This window comes from Pseudomonas sp. CVAP#3 (genome assembly GCF_018986375.1).
Lineage (GTDB): Bacteria > Pseudomonadota > Gammaproteobacteria > Pseudomonadales > Pseudomonadaceae > Aquipseudomonas > Aquipseudomonas helvetica.
Genome location: NZ_JAHMSC010000003.1, coordinates 103,992 through 122,429, shown reverse-complemented (window position 1 = coordinate 122,429; position 18,438 = coordinate 103,992). Strand labels below are relative to the sequence as shown.

Genomic DNA, 18,438 nt, shown 5'->3' with positions numbered 1-18,438 from the left:
CATGACTAGCTTCAAGATTGGCGACCGGATGATCGGTGCCGATGCGCCGCCATTCATCATCGCCGAGATGAGCGGCAACCATAATCAGTCGCTGGAAGTTGCGTTGCAGATCGTCGAGGCCGCGGCCAAGGCCGGCGCGCATGCCTTGAAATTGCAAACCTACACCGCCGACACCATGACCCTGGACCTGGATCAAGGTGAGTTTTTCATCAAGGACCCCAATAGCCTGTGGGCCGGCTCTTCGTTGTATGCGCTGTATGAGAAGGCGCATACGCCGTGGGAATGGCATGCACCGATCTTTGCCCGAGCCAAAGAGTTGGGCATGCTGGCGTTCTCGACGCCCTTCGATGACACCGCCGTGGATTTTCTCGAAAGTCTCGACGTGCCGGCCTACAAGATCGCCAGTTTCGAGAACACTGACCTGCCGTTGATTCGTCGGGTCGCCGCCACTGGCAAGCCGCTGATCATTTCCACCGGCATGGCCAGCATTGCCGAGCTGGATGAAACCGTGCGTGCGGCACGTGCGGCCGGTTGCAAGGACCTGGTGCTGCTCAAATGCACCAGCACCTACCCGGCCACGCCGGCCAACAGCAATGTGCGAACCATCCCGCACCTGCGCGAGCTGTTCGGTTGCGAAGTGGGGCTGTCCGATCATTCGATGGGCGTCGGGGTCTCGGTGGCGGCCGTGGCCCTTGGGGCGACGGTGGTGGAAAAACACTTCACCCTGGACCGGGCTGCCGGAGGCGTCGACGCGAGTTTCTCGCTGGAGCCGGCCGAGCTGGCCAGCCTGGTGGTCGAGACCGAGCGCGCCTGGCAGGCCATGGGCCGGGTGCATTATGGTGTCACGGACGCCGAGCAAAAGTCGCTGGTGTATCGTCGTTCGCTGTACGTTGCCCAGGACATGGCCGCCGGCGAGGTGTTCACGTCACAGAACCTGCGAGCCATTCGCCCGGGGCTGGGACTGGCACCCAAACACGCTGAAAGTATTATCGGACGACGTGCACGCGGGCCTTTAAAGCGCGGCACAGCGCTGGCCTGGTCGCTGATCGAATGAGCGCTTGTGTGGCTGATTGCGCAAAATAGCGTGACCTGCGAGTCATAACGGGCATCTTCACTGTATTGTATTGATCGGGAAGATGGCGCCTGGCCGGTAATCGGCTCAGTGATAGCCCTTTAGGCTTTCCGTGGTTGCCCGTTGCGGGCAACGCAAAATCTATGTGTCGGCGCCCCTCGATTCGTGCGAACGGGGGTATTCAGCTGTTTATTATTGGGAAGCCGTAATGATTGGCATAAAGAGCATTGCGAGCTACGTACCTGTAGCCGGCGTGGACAATTACGCACAAGGTGCAAAATTCGAAAAGGATGAGGAATTCATCCTGGGCAAGATCGGTTCCGCTTTCCTGCCGCGTAAAGACGCCGGGCAGGAAACTTCGGACCTGTGTGTCGAAGCGGTCAATACGTTGTTTGCCAACAACCCGGCGCTCAAGCGCGAATCGATCGATGTGCTGATCGTCGTGACCCAGAACGGCGACGAAGAAGGTCTGCCGCACACCGCAGCGATCGTTCAGGACAAGCTCGGCCTGCCGACCACCGTTGCCGCCTTCGATATCTCCCTGGGCTGCTCTGGCTACGTTTATGGCATCTATGCGATCAAGGGCTTCATGGAAGCCGTGGGCCTGAAGAACGGCCTGTTGGTGACCGCCGACCCTTACTCGAAAATCGTCGACCCCGAAGACCGCAACACCACCATGCTGTTCGGTGATGCTGCCACCGCGACCTGGATGGGCGAAGATGCTCCGTGGCAGTTGGGCAAGGCCAAGTTCGGCACCGACGGTTCTGGTGCACCGCACCTGAAAGTCACTGACGGGGTGTTCTTCATGAACGGTCGTCAAGTGTTCAACTTTGCATTGCTGAAAGTCCCGGCGCATTTGCACGAGTTGCTCGACGAGTCCGGTCTGCACGCCGACGATATCGATGCATTCTGCATTCACCAAGGCAGTGCGGCGATTGTTGACGCCGTGGCGCGGCGTTTTGAGGGTGATCCGCAGAAATTCATCAAGGACATGGTCGAGACCGGTAATACCGTGTCGTCGAGCATTCCGTTGTTGCTGGAAAAACACGTACTTGACGCCAAATGGAAGCGCGTTGCACTGAGCGGTTTTGGTGTGGGGCTCTCGTGGGGTTCGGCGATTATTTATCGTCCTTGAGCTAAATCCTGTGGCATAAAAATAGCGTCCAAGGTGTAACCTTGGACGCTATTTTTTTGCCTGAATGACAGCTGAGGCAGCATGAGCGACAGCGTTGAAGACAATTTCCAGGTGATAGAGCGTCGCTGGCCGGCGCTGCATGTACGGTTGATGACTGAAGACAGTGCGGCGGTTCAGGCTGAGCTGGTGGAAGGTTTGGGGTCGACCCTGAGCATTGCCGGTATCCAGCTCACCAGTCGCCATGACCGTACGCGTGAAGCGCGGTTGCAAGCGGCCAGCCTGCCGCCGGCAAGCGAGGTGGTGCATGTCTACGGTGCAGGGCTGGGTGACTTGCAGTCAGTACTGCTTGAAAACACCGAGCTTCAGCGTTTGTACGTGCATATCCTCAATGGCGCGATTTTCTCGTTGACGCTGCAGTTGCTCGATCAGCGGCACTGGCTCAGTGATTCACGGGTCGAGTTGATCTATGCCGGCGACTTGTCGGACATCCACCTGCCGTTTTTTGCATTACCGTCCGAGATGCTGCTGGCAGATGATTTCAATGCCAAGATTCGGGATCGGCTGATCAGCGAAGTGCACCTTACCTTCAATAATCGTGAGTTCGATCCGCAGTCTCCAGCGATCATTGAGCGGCTGGAGGAGAGTCGTGAGCTCGTCGGCAGCGATCGCGATGTGGCCGAGTTGTTCGCGACGTGTACCGGTCGGGAAGTCTATGTGATCGGCACAGGGCCAAGCCTCGAACTGCATTTCGATCAGCTCCGGGCGATACGCGAGCGTGATCAGCGGCCGTTGTTCATCAGTGTCGATACGGCGTACCGCCCATTGCGCGAGCACGGCATCCGGCCGGATCTGGTGGTCAGTATCGACCGACGCATCAGCTTCAGGCACTTGCCGCCCGAGGACACCGGCAACATCCCTTTGGTGTACCTGCCAATGAGCGACCCACAGGTGTTGAAGGCCTGGCAGGGCACGCGTTACGTCGGGTATTCCGCCAGCCCGGTCTATGCCGCTATTCGCCAGGAGATCAGCAAGGCTGAACTGTATGTCGGTGGCAGCGTGATTCATCCTGCCGTGGATCTGGCGGTGAAGATGGGGGCGGAGCGGATTACCCTGTTCGGTGCCGACTTTGCGTTCCCGATGAACAAAACCCATGCCGGCTGGAACGATGGTGATCTGGGGCCGGGGGTGAACCAGGCCAAGCACTGGGTGCTTGATGGGCATGGGGTGCGGGTCAGGACGCAGTTGAACTTCCGCAGTTATCTGTGCGAACTGGAGCGCTACATCGCCGGGCATCCGCAGGTGCGCTTTTTTAACAGCAGCCGGGCAGGGGCGATGATCGTGGGAACGACGTTCAATCAGGAGTTCGTGCAATGAGCGAGCTTGCACAATGTGTCATCGATTGTCGGCAGTGCGCCGGGTTGTTTCGTCTCGGGCGCGACGTCGAGGCTGCGCTGACCATGGTCGATGTGTTCGATAAGGTGCAGGGCCTGCTTTGTCAGGCCCCTGAAGATATCCAGTTGCAATGGGCGCAATTGCTCATGTCGATGCTGGCCTCTCAGGAAGCGCAGGACTGGCTGGGGTTGGCCGACACCATGGAGTATGAATTGATCGACTTGCTGGAGGCGAGTCACGCTCACTTCTGAACGGTACGCTGCCGGCCAAGGCGACCCTCCCGCCTCTCTGTTTTCGGCAATTTCCTGACGTCATTTTTCTCTCGTGGGTCTTGTGGAGGCCTTTGTTTTCGCGGGGGTGGCAGTGTGATGGCATTTTTTTTCAAAAAAGCCCTCAAGCAACCTGCAATCGCGACGATAACTACTACGAAGGTTCTCTAGGCCACACCCGGCGGTTGCCAGGGCCGGAAGCCGCAGTACCCAACCAACGAGGAACTCACCATGTCTTTAGGCGTAAACACTAACGTCGCTTCTCTGTCTGTTCAGAAGAACCTGAACAATGCCGCTAACGCGCTGCAGACCTCCATGACTCGCCTGTCTTCCGGCCTGAAAATCAACAGCGCCAAAGACGACGCTGCCGGCCTGCAGATCGCTACTCGTATGAGCAGCCAGATCCGCGGTCAGACCGTAGCTATCAAAAACGCCAACGACGGTATCTCGATGGCTCAGACTGCTGAAGGCGCTCTGCAAGAGACCACCAACATTCTGCAACGTATGCGTGAACTGGCTGTCCAGGCACGTAACGGCACCAACGGCACAGCTGACCAGGCCGCGACCAACGCGGAATTCACTCAGATGTCCGACGAGCTGACCCGTATTTCCCAGGCTACTAACCTGAACGGCAAAAACCTGCTGGACGGTTCCGCTGGTAGCATGACCCTGCAAGTGGGCTCCAACACCGGTACTGCCAACCAGATCACCCTGACCCTGAGCACCAAGTTCGACGCCGTCAGCCTGTCGGTAGGTAGCGGTACTACTGTTCTGACCGGTGCTAGCCTCGCTGCTGCTGGTTCCGCGATCGACGGCGCAATCACTGCAATCGACGCTGCAATCGCCTCCGTTGGTGCTGTTCGTGCAAACCTCGGTGCTGCACAGAACCGTCTGACCAGCACCATCTCCAACCTGCAGAACGTCAACGAAAACGCCACCGCTGCACTGGGTCGCGTACAAGACACCGACTTCGCAGCAGAAACTGCTCAGCTGACCAAGCAGCAAACCCTGCAGCAAGCTTCCACCTCGGTTCTGGCTCAAGCCAACCAACTGCCTTCCGCTGTACTGAAGCTGCTTCAGTAATTTCGGAATGAGTTTTGGCGAGGGAGTGTGCTGGTCGCGCTCTCTCGCCTTTTTACGTTAAGAGGTGATGGATATGGACATGAGCGTGAAGCTGAACTTGTCTTACCCGACTGCTCAGCCGGCAAGTACGACGGTCGATAAAGCGGCTGCAGCACCTCGTAGCAGTAATGACAGCGTTCAGGCTGTGGCTGGAAGCAAGGACGCGGACGCGCAGAAGCTGAAACTGGCCGTGCAAGAGATCGAGAAGTTCGTACAGTCGATCAAGCGCAACCTGGAGTTCTCTATCGATGAGGCTTCCGGCAGGGTGGTCGTGAAGGTGATTGCCACCGAATCAGGTGAAGTGGTGCGACAAATCCCTTCCGAAGAAGCGTTGAAGCTGGCGGACAGTTTGAGTTCGGCGAGCAATGTACTGTTCGACGCAAAAGCCTGATAACTGGCATGAATAGTGTTTGCACGTTCGTTTGACGGCGTGAGTGGTCAAAAGACCGGCGACAGACAGAAAGGGAGAAGCACATGGCAAGTCCAATTTTACCGGGTACAGGTCTGGGTTCCGGCCTGGATATCGGTTCGATCGTTACAGCCTTGGTCAACAGCGACAAGTCGGCCAAGCAGACTCAGATCACCACTCAAACCACGCTCAATACCTCGAAAATTTCCGGTGTGGGTTCGCTCAAAAGTGCCTTGGCCGCCTATCAGGCCGCGATGGACAAGCTCAATAGTTCGACAAGCCCTGCGTTTGGCGGGTTTGCGGCTACCTCGTCGACTCCGGCGAACTTGACCGTGACCTCCGATAACACTGCGGTTAACGGTACTTACAGCATTAATGTGAAGAATCTGGCTACCGGTTCCAAAGTTGCCAGTGCTACATTTGCAGGCGGTGCTACCAGTGCCATTCCGACTGGTACTTTGAAAATCAGTCAAAATGGCACTGACTACAACGTCACTATCCCGTCCGGTGCGACGTTGCAGTCCACCCGCGATGCGATCAACGCCACGCTGACAACCAAAGGCATCACGGCCAACATCGTCACTGACAGCAACGGTTCGCGTCTGGTGCTCGGGTCGACCACCACGGGCAAGGGCTCGGACCTTACTGTCAGTGGTATTGCCGGTCTGGAAATCGACGGCACCAAGATGATGGGGACTATCCCTGATCCTTCGTCGACCACCGGGGGGACGATGCCTGACCCCGCCAGTGCCGGCACGATCGGTGCGCTGGCCGTTGATGCGAGCCTGACGATTGATGGTCTGGCAGTCACCAGCAAAACCAATACCGTCAATCAGGCGGTGGGTGGCTTGAGCATGACGTTGGTTGCGCCGGGTCCCTCGACGGTAACCGTGGCGACCAACACCACCGGTCTGCAGACCGCGGTGCAGTCGTTTGTTGACGCCTATAACACGCTGGTCAAGACGGTGACCTCACTGACCCAGGCCTCGGCCGATGCCAATGGCAAACTGACCGTCGCTGCTGCGCTGACCGGTGACTCGGTGCCTCGTTCAATAATTGCCGATATTCGCAGTCAGCTGGTGACTCCCGGACCGGGGGGGCAGTTGGCGGTGCTATCGCAATTGGGTATCACGACCGATCAGAAACTCGGCACGCTGAACTTTGACTCCACCAAGTTCACCGCTGCGATGACTACCCAGGGCTTGAGTAGTCAGGTTCAGACGCTGTTCACCGGCACCAACAGCACCAATGGCCTGCTGGCCCGGATGGGTACGGCGATCAAGCCTTACTTGCAGACCAATGGCATTCTTGATCAGCGCACCACCAGCCTGAACAAGCAGAAAAGCGATCTGGCCAATCAGCAGGTGGCGTTGGACTTGCGCGTTACCACGCTGACCGCGACGTTGACGGCCAAGTACAATGCCATGGACTTGTTGGTCGGGCAGATGAAGGCGACGTCGACCAGTATCACCTCGTTCTTCACCTCCTTGAACGCACAGAAGTCCGGCGGCTAATCTTGAGCCAGCGCCAAAAACCCGGCTGCGTTTTTAACGCGCCGGGTTTTTGCCTTTTGAATTTAAAGTTTTTTGACTCGTAGACGATACATTGGTTATACGAGCCCTTGAGTTGTGATGAGGTAGAGCATGAATCCGATGTTAGCCCTTCGGCAATATCAGAAAATTGGAGCACAGGCCCAAACCTCCGAAGCCAGTCCGCACCGATTGGTGCAGATGTTGATGGAGGGTGGGCTGGATCGTATTGCTCAGGCCAAAGGCGCCATGGAGCGCAAGGATATTCCGGGCAAAGGTGTATTCATCAGCAAGGCCATCGGCATCATCGGCGGCCTGCGTGAAGGTCTGGACCTTGAGAACAAGGCGGATGAAGTAGGGGAGCTGGATAATCTCTACGTCTACATGATGAAGCGTCTGGCGGAGGCTAATATCAACAGCGATCCGAAGATCCTCGACGAAGTCGCCAGTTTGCTGGGGACGGTCAAGGAAGGCTGGGACGCCATCGCAGCGCCAGGTCCGCAGTTTTAAGGAGATCACCATGAGTCTTGTACTGCAGCGTATCGAACAAACCCGTGAAGCCCTGGTCGATGCACTGGCCGAGCGTAACTGGGAAGCTATCGGTCAACTTGACCTGGATTGCCGTTCCTGCATGGAAGACGTCTTGAGTGAGACTTCGCTGGATGAGGTGGCGTTACGCGATAACCTCGAGGAACTGCTGGGGGTTTATCGGCAGTTGCTGGAGGCGGCGACGGGAGAGCGTCAGGCAATATTCGATGAGATGTCGCAGATCCATCAAGCACAGAGCGCGGCAAAGGTTTACCATCTGTTCGGTTAATCCTCAGTTAATCCGATCGTAGTGCGTCATAAATTTGACTGTGCACGGTTTTTTGACTTAACTAGTGGCTGTTTGAAGATTTCAGGCGTCTATCAGGCTTAACGTGCCTGCAAGCGTCTAGCTTGCCCACTTATTTCGGGCATTGAGTTGACTACGGAAGTTGCTATTGCATGTGGCGTGAAACCAAAATTCTGCTGATTGATGACGATAGCGTCCGCCGCCGCGACCTGGCGGTGATTTTAAATTTTCTCGGCGAAGAAAATTTACCCTGCGGTAGCCATGACTGGCAGCAGGCTGTCGGCTCTTTGTCATCAAGTCGTGAAGTTATTTGCGTCCTTATCGGGACGGTAAATGCTCCTGGCTCTCTTCCGGGACTGTTAAAGACACTCGCTACCTGGGATGAGTTCCTTCCGGTTTTGTTAATGGGCGATAATTCTTCCGTTGACCTGCCGGAAGACCAGCGTCGCCGGGTGCTTTCCACGCTGGAAATGCCGCCCAGCTACAGCAAGTTGCTCGACTCCCTGCACCGCGCCCAGGTTTATCGCGAGATGTACGACCAGGCCCGCGAGCGCGGTCGTCACCGTGAACCCAATCTTTTCCGTAGCCTTGTCGGCACCAGCCGGGCGATTCAACACGTCCGCCAGATGATGCAGCAAGTGGCCGACACCGATGCCAGCGTGCTGATCCTCGGTGAGTCCGGTACGGGCAAGGAAGTGGTCGCGCGCAACCTGCACTATCACTCCAAGCGGCGCGACGCGCCGTTCGTTCCGGTCAACTGCGGTGCGATCCCGGCCGAGCTTCTGGAAAGCGAACTGTTCGGTCATGAGAAAGGTGCCTTTACCGGGGCCATCACCAGCCGTGCCGGGCGCTTTGAGCTGGCCAACGGCGGTACGCTGTTCCTTGACGAGATCGGCGACATGCCGTTGCCGATGCAGGTCAAGCTGCTGCGAGTGTTGCAGGAGCGCACCTTCGAGCGCGTGGGGAGCAACAAGACCCAGAGCGTCGATGTGCGAATCATTGCCGCGACCCACAAAAATCTCGAAAGCATGATCGAGGTCGGCAGCTTCCGTGAGGATCTGTACTACCGCCTCAATGTTTTCCCGATCGAGATGGCGCCGCTGCGTGAGCGTGTTGAAGATATTCCGTTGCTGATGAACGAGTTGATCTCGCGCATGGAGCACGAGAAGCGCGGTTCCATTCGCTTCAACTCGGCAGCGATCATGTCGCTGTGCCGTCATGGCTGGCCGGGCAACGTCCGTGAGCTGGCCAACCTGGTCGAGCGCATGGCGATCATGCACCCGTACGGCGTGATCGGTGTGGTCGAGTTACCGAAGAAATTCCGTTATGTCGATGACGAAGACGAGCAACTGGTCGATAGCTTGCGCAGCGATCTTGAAGAGCGGGTAGCCATCAATGGCCATACCCCGGACTTCAGCGCTAACGCCATGCTGCCGCCAGAAGGGCTGGATCTCAAGGACTACCTCGGTGGTCTGGAGCAAGGCCTGATTCAGCAGGCGCTGGATGATGCCAACGGCATCGTGGCGCGTGCTGCCGAACGCCTGCGCATTCGCCGTACCACCCTGGTCGAGAAGATGCGCAAGTACGGCATGAGCCGTCGCGAAGGTGATGAACAGGCGGATGATTGACGCCTGTTTTTCAACTCACTGAATAAAGGGCGGTTTTTTTTAGGCACGGGTATTGCTACGTCCCTCGCAACGTTCCGTTTAACTGACGGTCAGCCAAGCGAGAGAGCACGATGCCCCACGCCGCCCAAATGTCCCCTGTCTCCGAAGTCTCGGGGCAATCGTCCTCTGTAGAGCAGGCAAGTCGGCTTGGCCTTGAGCAGGCGTTCGCGCTGTTCAGTCAGATGTCGAGCCAACTGACCGATTCCTACAGCATGCTTGAAGCCCGGGTCACCGAGCTCAAGGGCGAACTGGCAGTGGTCAGTGCTCAACGCATGCAAGAGCTGGCCGAAAAAGAACGCCTGGCCAACCGCCTGCAAAACCTTCTCGACTTGTTGCCGGGTGGCGTTATCGTCATCGATGCCCAGGGGATGGTGCGCGAAGCCAATCCGGCGGCCTGCGAGCTGCTGGGTCTACCGCTCGAAGGCGAGTTGTGGCGTCATGTGATTGCCCGCTGCTTTGCTCCACGCGAAGACGACGGTCATGAGATTTCCCTGAAGGATGGTCGACGCCTGTCGATTTCCACGCGCTCGCTGGATGCCGAACCGGGCCAGTTGGTGCTGCTTAACGACCTGACCGAAACCCGGCACCTGCAGGACCAATTGGCTCGCCATGAGCGCTTGTCGTCCCTTGGCCGGATGGTCGCTTCCCTGGCGCATCAGATTCGCACGCCGCTGTCCGCAGCATTGCTGTACGCCAGTCATTTGACTGAGCAAGAGCTGCCGGTCGCTACCCAGCAGCGGTTTGCCGGGCGTTTGAAAGAGCGCCTGCACGAGCTCGAACATCAGGTGCGGGACATGCTGGTGTTCGCTCGCGGCGAACTGCCGTTGACTGATCGCCTGACACCTGGGGCGCTCCTGCAATCGCTGCAAGCGGCGGCATTGACGCATGTTCAGGATTATCCGGTGCGTTGGCAGTGCGACAGTCATGCCGGAGAATTGCTGTGTAATCGCGACACGCTGGTCGGCGCGCTGCTGAACCTGATTGAAAATGCGATTCAGGCCAGTGCTGGCGATGTCCGTCTGAAGGTCCATCTATACACCCGTGAAAACACCCTTCGGCTGTGCGTCAGCGATAACGGCGGCGGTATCGACCCCACTGTGCTGGCGCGCCTGGGTGAACCGTTTTTTACGACTAAAACCACCGGCACCGGCCTTGGCCTGACCGTAGTCAAGGCGGTGGCCCGTGCTCATCAGGGAGAATTGCAACTGCGCTCGCGGCCGGGCCGCGGCACGTGTGCGGTGGTGGTCTTGCCGTTGTTCTCCAGCGCTCAAGGAGTGGAAAGAGGCTGATGGCAATCAAGGTTTTACTGGTCGAAGATGACCGCTCGCTGCGCGAAGCATTGACGGATACGCTGCTGCTGGCCGGTCACGACTACACCGCAGTGGGCTCGGCCGAAGATGCGCTGCAAGCTGTGGCGAGCGAATCGTTCAATCTGGTGGTCAGTGACGTCAACATGCCGGGCATGGATGGTCATCAGTTGTTGGGGTTGTTGCGAATTCGTCAGCCGCAGTTGCCGGTGTTACTGATGACCGCCCATGGCGCGGTCGAGCGCGCCGTCGATGCGATGCGTCAGGGGGCGGCAGACTATCTGGTCAAGCCGTTCGAGCCCAAGGCGCTACTGGATCTGGTGTCGCGCCATGCCCTGGGTTGTCTCGGCGCCGCAGAGGGTGAAGGCCCGGTAGCGTTCGAGCCGGCCAGTGCGCAGTTGCTTGAGCTGGCAGCCCGTGTGGCGCGCAGTGATTCGACGGTGTTGATCTCGGGAGAGTCGGGCACCGGCAAAGAGGTGCTGGCGCGTTACATCCACCAGCACTCGCATCGCGCCAGTCAGCCGTTCATTGCGATCAATTGTGCGGCGATCCCGGACAACATGCTCGAGGCGACCTTGTTCGGGCATGAGAAGGGCTCGTTCACCGGCGCTATTGCGGCCCAGGCCGGCAAGTTCGAGCAGGCCGATGGCGGGACCATTCTGCTCGACGAAATTTCCGAAATGCCCCTGGGGCTTCAGGCCAAGCTGCTGCGCGTGTTGCAGGAGCGTGAAGTCGAGCGCGTGGGCGCACGCAAGCCGATTGTGCTGGATATCCGGGTGGTCGCAACCACTAACCGCGATCTAGCGGGCGAAGTGGCGGCGGGGCGTTTTCGTGAAGATCTTTACTATCGCCTGTCGGTGTTTCCGCTGGCCTGGCGTCCGCTGCGTGAGCGTACCGCCGATATCTTGCCGCTGGCCGAGCGTCTGCAGGCCAAGCACGTCAATAAAATGAAGCATGCCGCTGCCAGGCTGTCGCCGGAAGCTCAGGCTTGCCTGATCGGTTATCCGTGGCCGGGCAACGTGCGCGAGTTGGACAATGCCATTCAGCGGGCGTTGATTTTGCAGCAGGGTGGTTTGATTCAGCCGCAGGACTTTTGCCTTGCGGGGCCGGTCGCTTGCGCGCCACTGCCGGCATTGACGCCGCTTCAAATGTCGTCACGCGTGCTCGAAGTCGAGGCACCGCAAGGCGATTCAGCGGGCGCGCTGGGCGATGACCTGCGGCGTCGCGAGTTTCAGATGATCATCGATACCTTGCGTTCCGAGCGCGGGCGGCGCAAGGAGGCGGCCGAGCGCCTGGGTATCAGCCCGCGGACCTTGCGCTACAAGCTGGCGCAAATGCGCGATGCGGGAATGGACGTTGAAGGTTATTTGTTTGCGACCTGAACCGTATCTGTAGCAGCTGTCGAGCTTGCGAGGCGGCTGCTACGGGGGCGGTGATCCGTGTCGGACTTTTATGAAGTGTCGCCATGGAGCTGGCACCCTTGTTGCTAACACCACTCTATCCGCCGAGTGAGTGTCAAAAAATTGCGGGTCGTCAGAGAGAGTAGACCATGAGCCAAGGTATTGAATTTAATCGCTTGATGTTGGACATGCGGTCCATGCAAATGGACGCCATGGCTCAGCCGAAAGCGGCAGTCGCGGTGCCGGAAATGGGCGGTAGCAGCTTTTCCGACATGCTCGGCAAGGCCGTCAACAAGGTCAACGACACCCAACAGGCTTCGAACCAACTGGCCAATGCTTTCGAAATTGGCAAAAGCGGCGTCGACCTGACAGATGTAATGATTTCCTCGCAAAAGGCCAGCGTATCTTTCCAGGCGTTGACCCAAGTGCGTAACAAGCTGGTTCAGGCATACCAAGACATCATGCAGATGCCGGTTTAAGGACGAGATTGAGTCATGGCAGAAGCAGTCGCCGATAACGTTCCGGCCAAGGTCACGCCAGCAGACGGCAAACCGCCGTTGTTTGGTCTGTCCTTCCTGGAAAACCTCTCCGAGATGACCATGCTGCGTCAGGTGGGCCTGTTGGTTGGCCTGGCTGCGAGCGTGGCGATTGGTTTTGCCGTGGTGCTGTGGTCGCAGCAACCCGACTATCGGCCGCTGTACGGCAGCCTTGCCGGTATGGACGCCAAGCAGGTCATGGAAACCCTGGCCGCTGCCGACATTCCCTACACCGTTGAACCCAACTCCGGTGCCTTGCTGGTCAAGGCCGATGATGTGGCGCGCGCGCGGCTCAAGCTCGCCGCTGCTGGTGTCACTCCCAGCGACGGCAATATCGGTTTTGAAATCCTCGACAAGGACCAGGGCCTGGGGACCAGTCAGTTCATGGAGGCGACCCGTTATCGTCGCGGCCTTGAGGGTGAACTGGCGCGGACCATTTCCAGCCTGAACAACGTCAAGGGTGCCCGAGTGCACCTGGCGATTCCGAAAAGCTCGGTATTCGTGCGTGATGAACGCAAGCCCAGCGCATCGGTGCTGGTCGAGCTTTACTCCGGCCGTTCGCTGGAACCAGGTCAGGTCATGGCCATCATCAACCTGGTGTCGACCGCCGTTCCTGAGTTGAGAAAGTCGCAGATCACCGTCGTCGACCAGAAGGGCACCTTGCTCTCCGATCAGGCGGAAAACTCCGAATTGACCATGGCCGGCAAGCAATTCGATTACAGCCGCCGCATGGAAAGCATGCTCACACAGCGTGTGCACAATATTCTGCAGCCGGTGCTGGGTAACGATCGCTACAAGGCCGAAGTCTCCGCCGACGTCGATTTCAGTGCAATCGAGTCGACTTCGGAGCAGTTCAATCCGGATCAGCCGGCTCTGCGCAGCGAGCAATCGACTACCGAGCAGCGCACCGCCAGCAACGGCCCGCAAGGCGTTCCCGGTGCTCTGAGCAACCAGCCGCCATCGCCGGCTTCAGCACCACAAACCACCGGTGGCTCGAGCGCTTCCGCTGGTATGGTGCAGCCAGGTCAGCCGCTGCTGGATGCCAACGGCCAGCAAATCATGGACCCGGCAACCGGTCAGCCGATGCTGGCACCGTACCCGGCGGACAAGCGTCAACAATCCACCAAGAACTTCGAGCTCGACCGTTCCATCAGTCACACCAAGCAACAGCAGGGCCGTTTGAATCGCCTGTCGGTTGCGGTCGTTGTGGATGATCAGGTCAAGGTCAATGCGGCCAACGGTGAAACTACCCGCGCGCCGTGGAGTGCCGATGAATTGGCACGCTTCACGCGTCTGGTGCAGGATGCCGTCGGTTTTGATGCCAGTCGTGGTGACAGCGTCAGCGTGATCAACGTGCCGTTCTCGGCCGAGCGTGGCGAAGTCATCGCTGACATTCCGTTCTACTCGCAGCCCTGGTTCTGGGATGTGGTGAAACAGGTTCTCGGCGTGTTGTTCATCCTGGTGCTGGTGTTCGGCGTGCTGCGTCCAGTGCTCAACAACATTACCGGCGGCGGTAAAGGCAAGCAGTTGGCGGGTCTTGGCAGCGATGTCGAGCTCGGTGGCATGGGTGGCCTGGACGGCGAACTGGCCAACGACCGCGTCAGCCTCGGTGGTCCGCAAAGTATTCTGCTGCCTAGCCCGAGCGAAGGCTATGACGCACAGTTGAACGCAATCAAGAGCCTGGTGGCCGAAGATCCGGGTCGTGTGGCTCAGGTCGTGAAAGAGTGGATTAACGCAGATGAGTGATAACCGAGCCGCTATCGCCAAACTCAGCCGGGTCGACAAAGCCGCGATTCTGCTGCTGTCCCTGGGTTCAACCGATGCTGCGCAAGTGCTGCGCCACATGGGGCCCAAAGAGGTCCAGCGTGTGGGTGTGGCCATGGCGCAAATGGGCAACGTGCACCGCGAGCAGGTCGAGCAGGTGATGAGCGAGTTCGTCGACATCGTCGGCGATCAGACCAGCCTCGGCGTCGGTTCGGATGACTATGTGCGCAAGATGCTCACCCAGGCGCTGGGCGAAGACAAGGCCAACGGCCTGATCGACCGAATTCTGCTGGGTGGCAACACCAGCGGTCTGGACAGCCTGAAGTGGATGGAGCCGCGTGCCGTGGCGGACGTGATCCGTTACGAGCACCCGCAGATCCAGGCCATCGTCGTGGCGTATCTCGACCCGGATCAGGCCGGCGAAGTTCTCGGTAACTTCGACCATAAAGTACGCCTCGATATTATTTTGCGCGTGTCTTCGCTGAACACCGTACAGCCTGCCGCGCTGAAAGAACTCAACCAGATTCTCGAGAAGCAATTCTCCGGCAACTCCAACGCCGCGCGCACCACCCTGGGTGGTATCAAGCGTGCAGCCGACATCATGAACTTCCTCGACAGCTCGATCGAAGGTCAACTGATGGACTCGATTCGCGAAGTCGACGAAGACCTGTCCGGTCAGATCGAAGACCTCATGTTCGTGTTCAACAACCTGTCCGACGTCGACGACCGCGGAATTCAGGCGTTGCTGCGCGAAGTCTCCTCGGACGTGCTGGTGCTGGCCCTCAAGGGCTCGGACGAAGGCGTCAAGGAAAAGATCTTCAAGAACATGTCCAAGCGTGCGGCCGAATTGCTCCGCGACGACCTGGAGGCCAAGGGCCCGGTACGCGTCAGCGATGTGGAAACCGCACAGAAAGAAATCCTCACCATTGCCCGCCGTATGGCCGAAGCCGGAGAAATCGTTCTCGGCGGCAAGGGCGGCGAGGAAATGATTTAACGCCATGGCATCCAAGAGTGATGAGTCGCCCACCGACCTGATCCGTGCGCGTGATGTTCGCGGTTTTGATACCTGGTCGTTGCCCAGCTTCGACCCGCACGTCCCGGAGCCTGAACCCGAGCCTGAGCCCGAGCCGCCGGAGATGGAAGAAGTGCCGCTGGAGGAAGTCCAGCCACTGACCCTCGAAGAGCTCGAAAGCATTCGTCAGGAAGCCTACAACGAAGGCTTCGCTACCGGTGAGCGAGAAGGTTTTCACAGCACCACGCTCAAGGTTCGTCAGGAAGCTGACGTGGCCCTGAGCGCAAAGCTCGCGAGCCTTGAATTGCTGATGGGCAATCTGTTCGAACCGATTGCCGAGCAGGATACGCAGATCGAGAAATCTCTGGTCGGGCTGGTCCAGCACATTGCCAGGCAGGTGATTCAGCGCGAGCTGGCCATCGACTCGACGCAAATCGAACACGTCATGCGCGAAGCCCTGAAACTGCTGCCGCTAGGCGTCGGGAATGTGCGTCTGTACATCAATCCGCAGGACTTCGAGCAGGTCAAGGCATTGCGCGAGCGCCATGAAGAGACCTGGCGCATCGTCGAAGACGAAGCCATGTTGCCGGGCGGATGCCGGGTCGAGACCGAGCACAGCCGTATCGACGCGACCGTAGAAACCCGTATCACGCAGATCATGGCCAAGCTGTTCGATCAATTGCACGATCAGGCGCTGCATCCGGCCGAGGCGGATTTGACGCTGGAGCTACCCGTCAGCGAAAAGCCGTCTGCCGCAGCACTTGAGCCAGAACCGGAAATCGCTGATGCGCCTTGATCGCACCAGCTTCGGCAAGCGCCTGAGCACTTATGCACAGGCCACCGAGTTGCCCGGCCAACCGATCCTCGAAGGGCGCTTGCTGCGCATGGTCGGCCTGACGCTCGAAGCCGAGGGCCTGCGCGCCGCCATGGGCAGCCGTTGCATGGTGATCAACGACGACAGTTATCACCCGGTACAGGTCGAAGCCGAAGTCATGGGCTTCTCTGGCAGCAAGGTGTTTCTGATGCCGGTCGGCAGTGTCGCCGGCATCGCCCCGGGCGCCAGGGTGGTGCCCTTGGCCGATGCCGGGCGCTTGCCGATGGGCATGAGCATGCTCGGGCGGGTACTGGATGGCGCCGGCCGTGCGCTGGACGGCAAGGGCGGAATGAAAGCCGAAGACTGGGTGCCGATGGATGGTCCGACCATCAACCCGCTCAAGCGCGACCCCATCAGCCAGCCGCTGGACGTGGGCATTCGCTCCATCAACGGATTATTGACAGTCGGTCGCGGTCAGCGCCTCGGCCTCTTCGCCGGCACCGGCGTCGGCAAGAGTGTGCTGCTGGGCATGATGACCCGCTTTACCGAGGCCGACATCATCGTGGTCGGGCTGATTGGCGAGCGGGGGCGCGAGGTCAAGGAATTCATCGAGCACATCCTCGGTGAAGAGGGGCTCAAGCGCTCCGTGGTGGTGGCGTCGCCTGCGGACGATGCGCCGCTGATGCGTCTGCGCGCCGCGATGTATTGCACGCGAATCGCCGAGTATTTCCGCGACAAGGGCAAGAACGTCCTGTTGCTGATGGATTCGCTGACCCGTTTTGCCCAGGCGCAACGGGAAATCGCCCTGGCCATCGGCGAGCCACCGGCGACCAAGGGTTATCCGCCATCGGTATTCGCCAAACTGCCGAAACTGGTGGAGCGTGCCGGTAATGCCGAGGCGGGCGGCGGTTCGATCACCGCGTTTTATACGGTGTTGTCCGAAGGCGACGACCAGCAGGATCCTATCGCTGACGCCGCGCGGGGTGTGCTCGACGGGCACATCGTCCTGTCGCGACGCCTGGCGGAAGAGGGGCATTACCCGGCGATCGACATCGAAGCGTCTATCAGTCGGGTCATGCCATCGGTGGTCAGCCCAGACCACATGACCCGTGCGCAGTACTTCAAGCAGCTCTGGTCGCGTTATCAGCAAAGCCGCGACCTGATCAGTGTCGGCGCCTATGTGGCGGGCGGCGACCGGGAAACCGATCTGGCGATCTCGTTGCAGCCGCAATTGGCCAAATACCTGCGTCAGGGCCTGAACGACAGCATCAACCTGGGCGAGAGCGAGGCATACCTTGCCTCGATCTTCGCCCCGGCGGCTGGCGGCTAACACTTCATGGCCCAGAGTCGGTCGGCGCGCCTGGCGCCCGTGGTCGATATGGCTGAAAAGGCCGAAAAGACCGCCGCCCAGCGCCTGGGGCACTTCCAGGGCCAGGTGCGATTGGCCGAAAGCAAGCTCGCGGACCTCGAAAGTTTCCGCCTCGAGTACCAGGAGCAATGGATCGTACGCGGCAGCCATGGCGTCTCGGGGCAATGGTTGCTGGGGTATCAGGGCTTTCTCGCGCAACTGGGCACCGCGATCGATCAGCAGCGCCAAAGCCTGGCCTGGCACCAGAACAACCTGAACAAGGCGCGTGACACCTGGCAGCAGGCGTTTGCCCGGGTTGAAGGGCTGCGCAAGCTGGTGCAGCGTTACATTGATGAGGCTCGCCAACTCGAAGACCGGCGTGAGCAGAAACTGCTCGATGAGCTTTCCCAGCGTTTGCCGCGCCACGACCCGTATTGAGCGATCTTTTGACCTTGCTCATGCCCCCTGCAAGTGCTAAACCTTCTACACGTTGCCAATGACAGGGAAGCCGCAGCATGTCAGTCGTTACAGAAGTATCGCCGGATGGGCAAAAACTCACGATTTCGGTCAAAGGGCGGTTCGATTTCGCCAAGCATCAGGAGTTTCGTGACTCCTACGAGCGCCCCGACGGGCAAATGCCAAACTCGGTGGTGGTCGACTTGAAGGAAGCAACCTACCTCGACAGCTCGGCGTTGGGTATGTTGCTGCTGTTGCGTGATCATGCTGGCGGAGACAACTCCGATATTCGCGTGGTCAACAGCAGTTCCGATGTGAAGAAAATCCTCGCCATCTCCAATTTTGACAAGCTGTTCGACATCAGTTGATCG

19 protein-coding genes are annotated in these 18,438 nt (G+C 58.9%); all 19 read left to right on the top strand.

Translation table 11 applies throughout. The features are described from left to right. Nucleotide 1: 1 nt before the first annotated feature. The 19 genes from pseI (at nucleotide 2) to KRR23_RS06655 (ending at nucleotide 18,435) form a co-directional block, all read left to right on the top strand. Nucleotides 2-1,054 carry a pseudaminic acid synthase gene (pseI, locus tag KRR23_RS06745; RefSeq protein ID WP_216741868.1) on the top strand — a complete coding sequence of 351 codons (1,053 nt, stop codon included), beginning with the start codon at nucleotides 2-4 and terminating at the stop codon, nucleotides 1,052-1,054. Nucleotides 1,055-1,280: 226 nt separating this feature from the next. Continuing rightward, nucleotides 1,281-2,207, top strand: a complete 927-nt coding sequence (locus KRR23_RS06740) for a ketoacyl-ACP synthase III (protein WP_216741867.1) — start codon at nucleotides 1,281-1,283, stop codon at nucleotides 2,205-2,207. A gap of 81 nt (nucleotides 2,208-2,288) precedes the next feature. Next, nucleotides 2,289-3,581: a motility associated factor glycosyltransferase family protein gene (locus KRR23_RS06735; protein WP_216741866.1), complete on the top strand. Its 1,293-nt coding sequence runs from the start codon at nucleotides 2,289-2,291 to the stop codon at nucleotides 3,579-3,581. Then, a complete protein-coding gene (locus KRR23_RS06730) occupies nucleotides 3,578-3,850 on the top strand; it encodes a hypothetical protein (RefSeq protein ID WP_216741865.1) in 273 nt (90 codons plus the stop codon). Before KRR23_RS06735 ends, KRR23_RS06730 begins: the two co-directional genes overlap by 4 nt. Nucleotides 3,851-4,099: 249 nt before the next feature. Then, entirely contained in the window at nucleotides 4,100-4,951 is an 852-nt protein-coding gene (locus KRR23_RS06725; protein ID WP_216741864.1) for a flagellin domain-containing protein, read from the top strand. 73 nt (nucleotides 4,952-5,024) lie between these two features. Then, nucleotides 5,025-5,381, top strand: a complete 357-nt coding sequence (locus tag KRR23_RS06720) for a flagellar protein FlaG (RefSeq protein ID WP_216741863.1) — start codon at nucleotides 5,025-5,027, stop codon at nucleotides 5,379-5,381. 83 nt (nucleotides 5,382-5,464) lie between these two features. Next, nucleotides 5,465-6,913, top strand: coding sequence for a flagellar filament capping protein FliD (gene fliD, locus KRR23_RS06715; RefSeq protein ID WP_216741862.1), 1,449 nt, complete (start codon nucleotides 5,465-5,467; stop codon nucleotides 6,911-6,913). Between the two features lie 129 nt (nucleotides 6,914-7,042). Then, nucleotides 7,043-7,438, top strand: a complete 396-nt coding sequence (gene fliS / locus KRR23_RS06710; protein WP_123583992.1) for a flagellar export chaperone FliS — start codon at nucleotides 7,043-7,045, stop codon at nucleotides 7,436-7,438. Between the two features lie 10 nt (nucleotides 7,439-7,448). After that, the gene (locus KRR23_RS06705; protein WP_216741861.1) at nucleotides 7,449-7,745 is read left to right on the top strand and encodes a flagellar protein FliT; all 297 of its coding nucleotides are present in this window, start codon (nucleotides 7,449-7,451) and stop codon (nucleotides 7,743-7,745) included. 170 nt (nucleotides 7,746-7,915) lie between these two features. Next, nucleotides 7,916-9,391, top strand: a complete 1,476-nt coding sequence (locus KRR23_RS06700; RefSeq protein ID WP_216741860.1) for a sigma-54 dependent transcriptional regulator — start codon at nucleotides 7,916-7,918, stop codon at nucleotides 9,389-9,391. 128 nt (nucleotides 9,392-9,519) lie between these two features. Beyond that, nucleotides 9,520-10,719, top strand: a complete 1,200-nt coding sequence (locus tag KRR23_RS06695) for a PAS domain-containing sensor histidine kinase (RefSeq protein WP_216742117.1) — start codon at nucleotides 9,520-9,522, stop codon at nucleotides 10,717-10,719. Further along, on the top strand, nucleotides 10,719-12,119 hold the full coding sequence (locus KRR23_RS06690; protein ID WP_216741859.1) for a sigma-54 dependent transcriptional regulator: 1,401 nt from the start codon (nucleotides 10,719-10,721) through the stop codon (nucleotides 12,117-12,119). Before KRR23_RS06695 ends, KRR23_RS06690 begins: the two co-directional genes overlap by 1 nt. Nucleotides 12,120-12,286: 167 nt before the next feature. Next, nucleotides 12,287-12,616 carry a flagellar hook-basal body complex protein FliE gene (gene fliE / locus KRR23_RS06685; RefSeq protein WP_123423330.1) on the top strand — a complete coding sequence of 110 codons (330 nt, stop codon included), beginning with the start codon at nucleotides 12,287-12,289 and terminating at the stop codon, nucleotides 12,614-12,616. A 15-nt stretch (nucleotides 12,617-12,631) separates the two neighbouring features. Then, nucleotides 12,632-14,419, top strand: coding sequence for a flagellar basal-body MS-ring/collar protein FliF (gene fliF / locus KRR23_RS06680; protein ID WP_216741858.1), 1,788 nt, complete (start codon nucleotides 12,632-12,634; stop codon nucleotides 14,417-14,419). After that, nucleotides 14,412-15,431 (top strand): flagellar motor switch protein FliG, encoded by a 1,020-nt coding sequence (gene fliG / locus KRR23_RS06675; RefSeq protein ID WP_019692390.1) that lies wholly within the window; start codon nucleotides 14,412-14,414, stop codon nucleotides 15,429-15,431. Before fliF ends, fliG begins: the two co-directional genes overlap by 8 nt. A gap of 4 nt (nucleotides 15,432-15,435) precedes the next feature. Then, on the top strand, nucleotides 15,436-16,245 hold the full coding sequence (gene fliH, locus KRR23_RS06670) for a flagellar assembly protein FliH (protein WP_216741857.1): 810 nt from the start codon (nucleotides 15,436-15,438) through the stop codon (nucleotides 16,243-16,245). Further along, on the top strand, nucleotides 16,235-17,593 hold the full coding sequence (gene fliI, locus KRR23_RS06665; protein WP_216741856.1) for a flagellar protein export ATPase FliI: 1,359 nt from the start codon (nucleotides 16,235-16,237) through the stop codon (nucleotides 17,591-17,593). Before fliH ends, fliI begins: the two co-directional genes overlap by 11 nt. A gap of 6 nt (nucleotides 17,594-17,599) precedes the next feature. Next, complete coding sequence (gene fliJ, locus KRR23_RS06660; RefSeq protein ID WP_216741855.1) at nucleotides 17,600-18,049, top strand: flagellar export protein FliJ; 450 nt, start codon at nucleotides 17,600-17,602, stop codon at nucleotides 18,047-18,049. A 77-nt stretch (nucleotides 18,050-18,126) separates the two neighbouring features. After that, complete coding sequence (locus KRR23_RS06655; protein ID WP_123423325.1) at nucleotides 18,127-18,435, top strand: STAS domain-containing protein; 309 nt, start codon at nucleotides 18,127-18,129, stop codon at nucleotides 18,433-18,435. The last annotated feature ends 3 nt before the right edge of the window (nucleotides 18,436-18,438 follow it).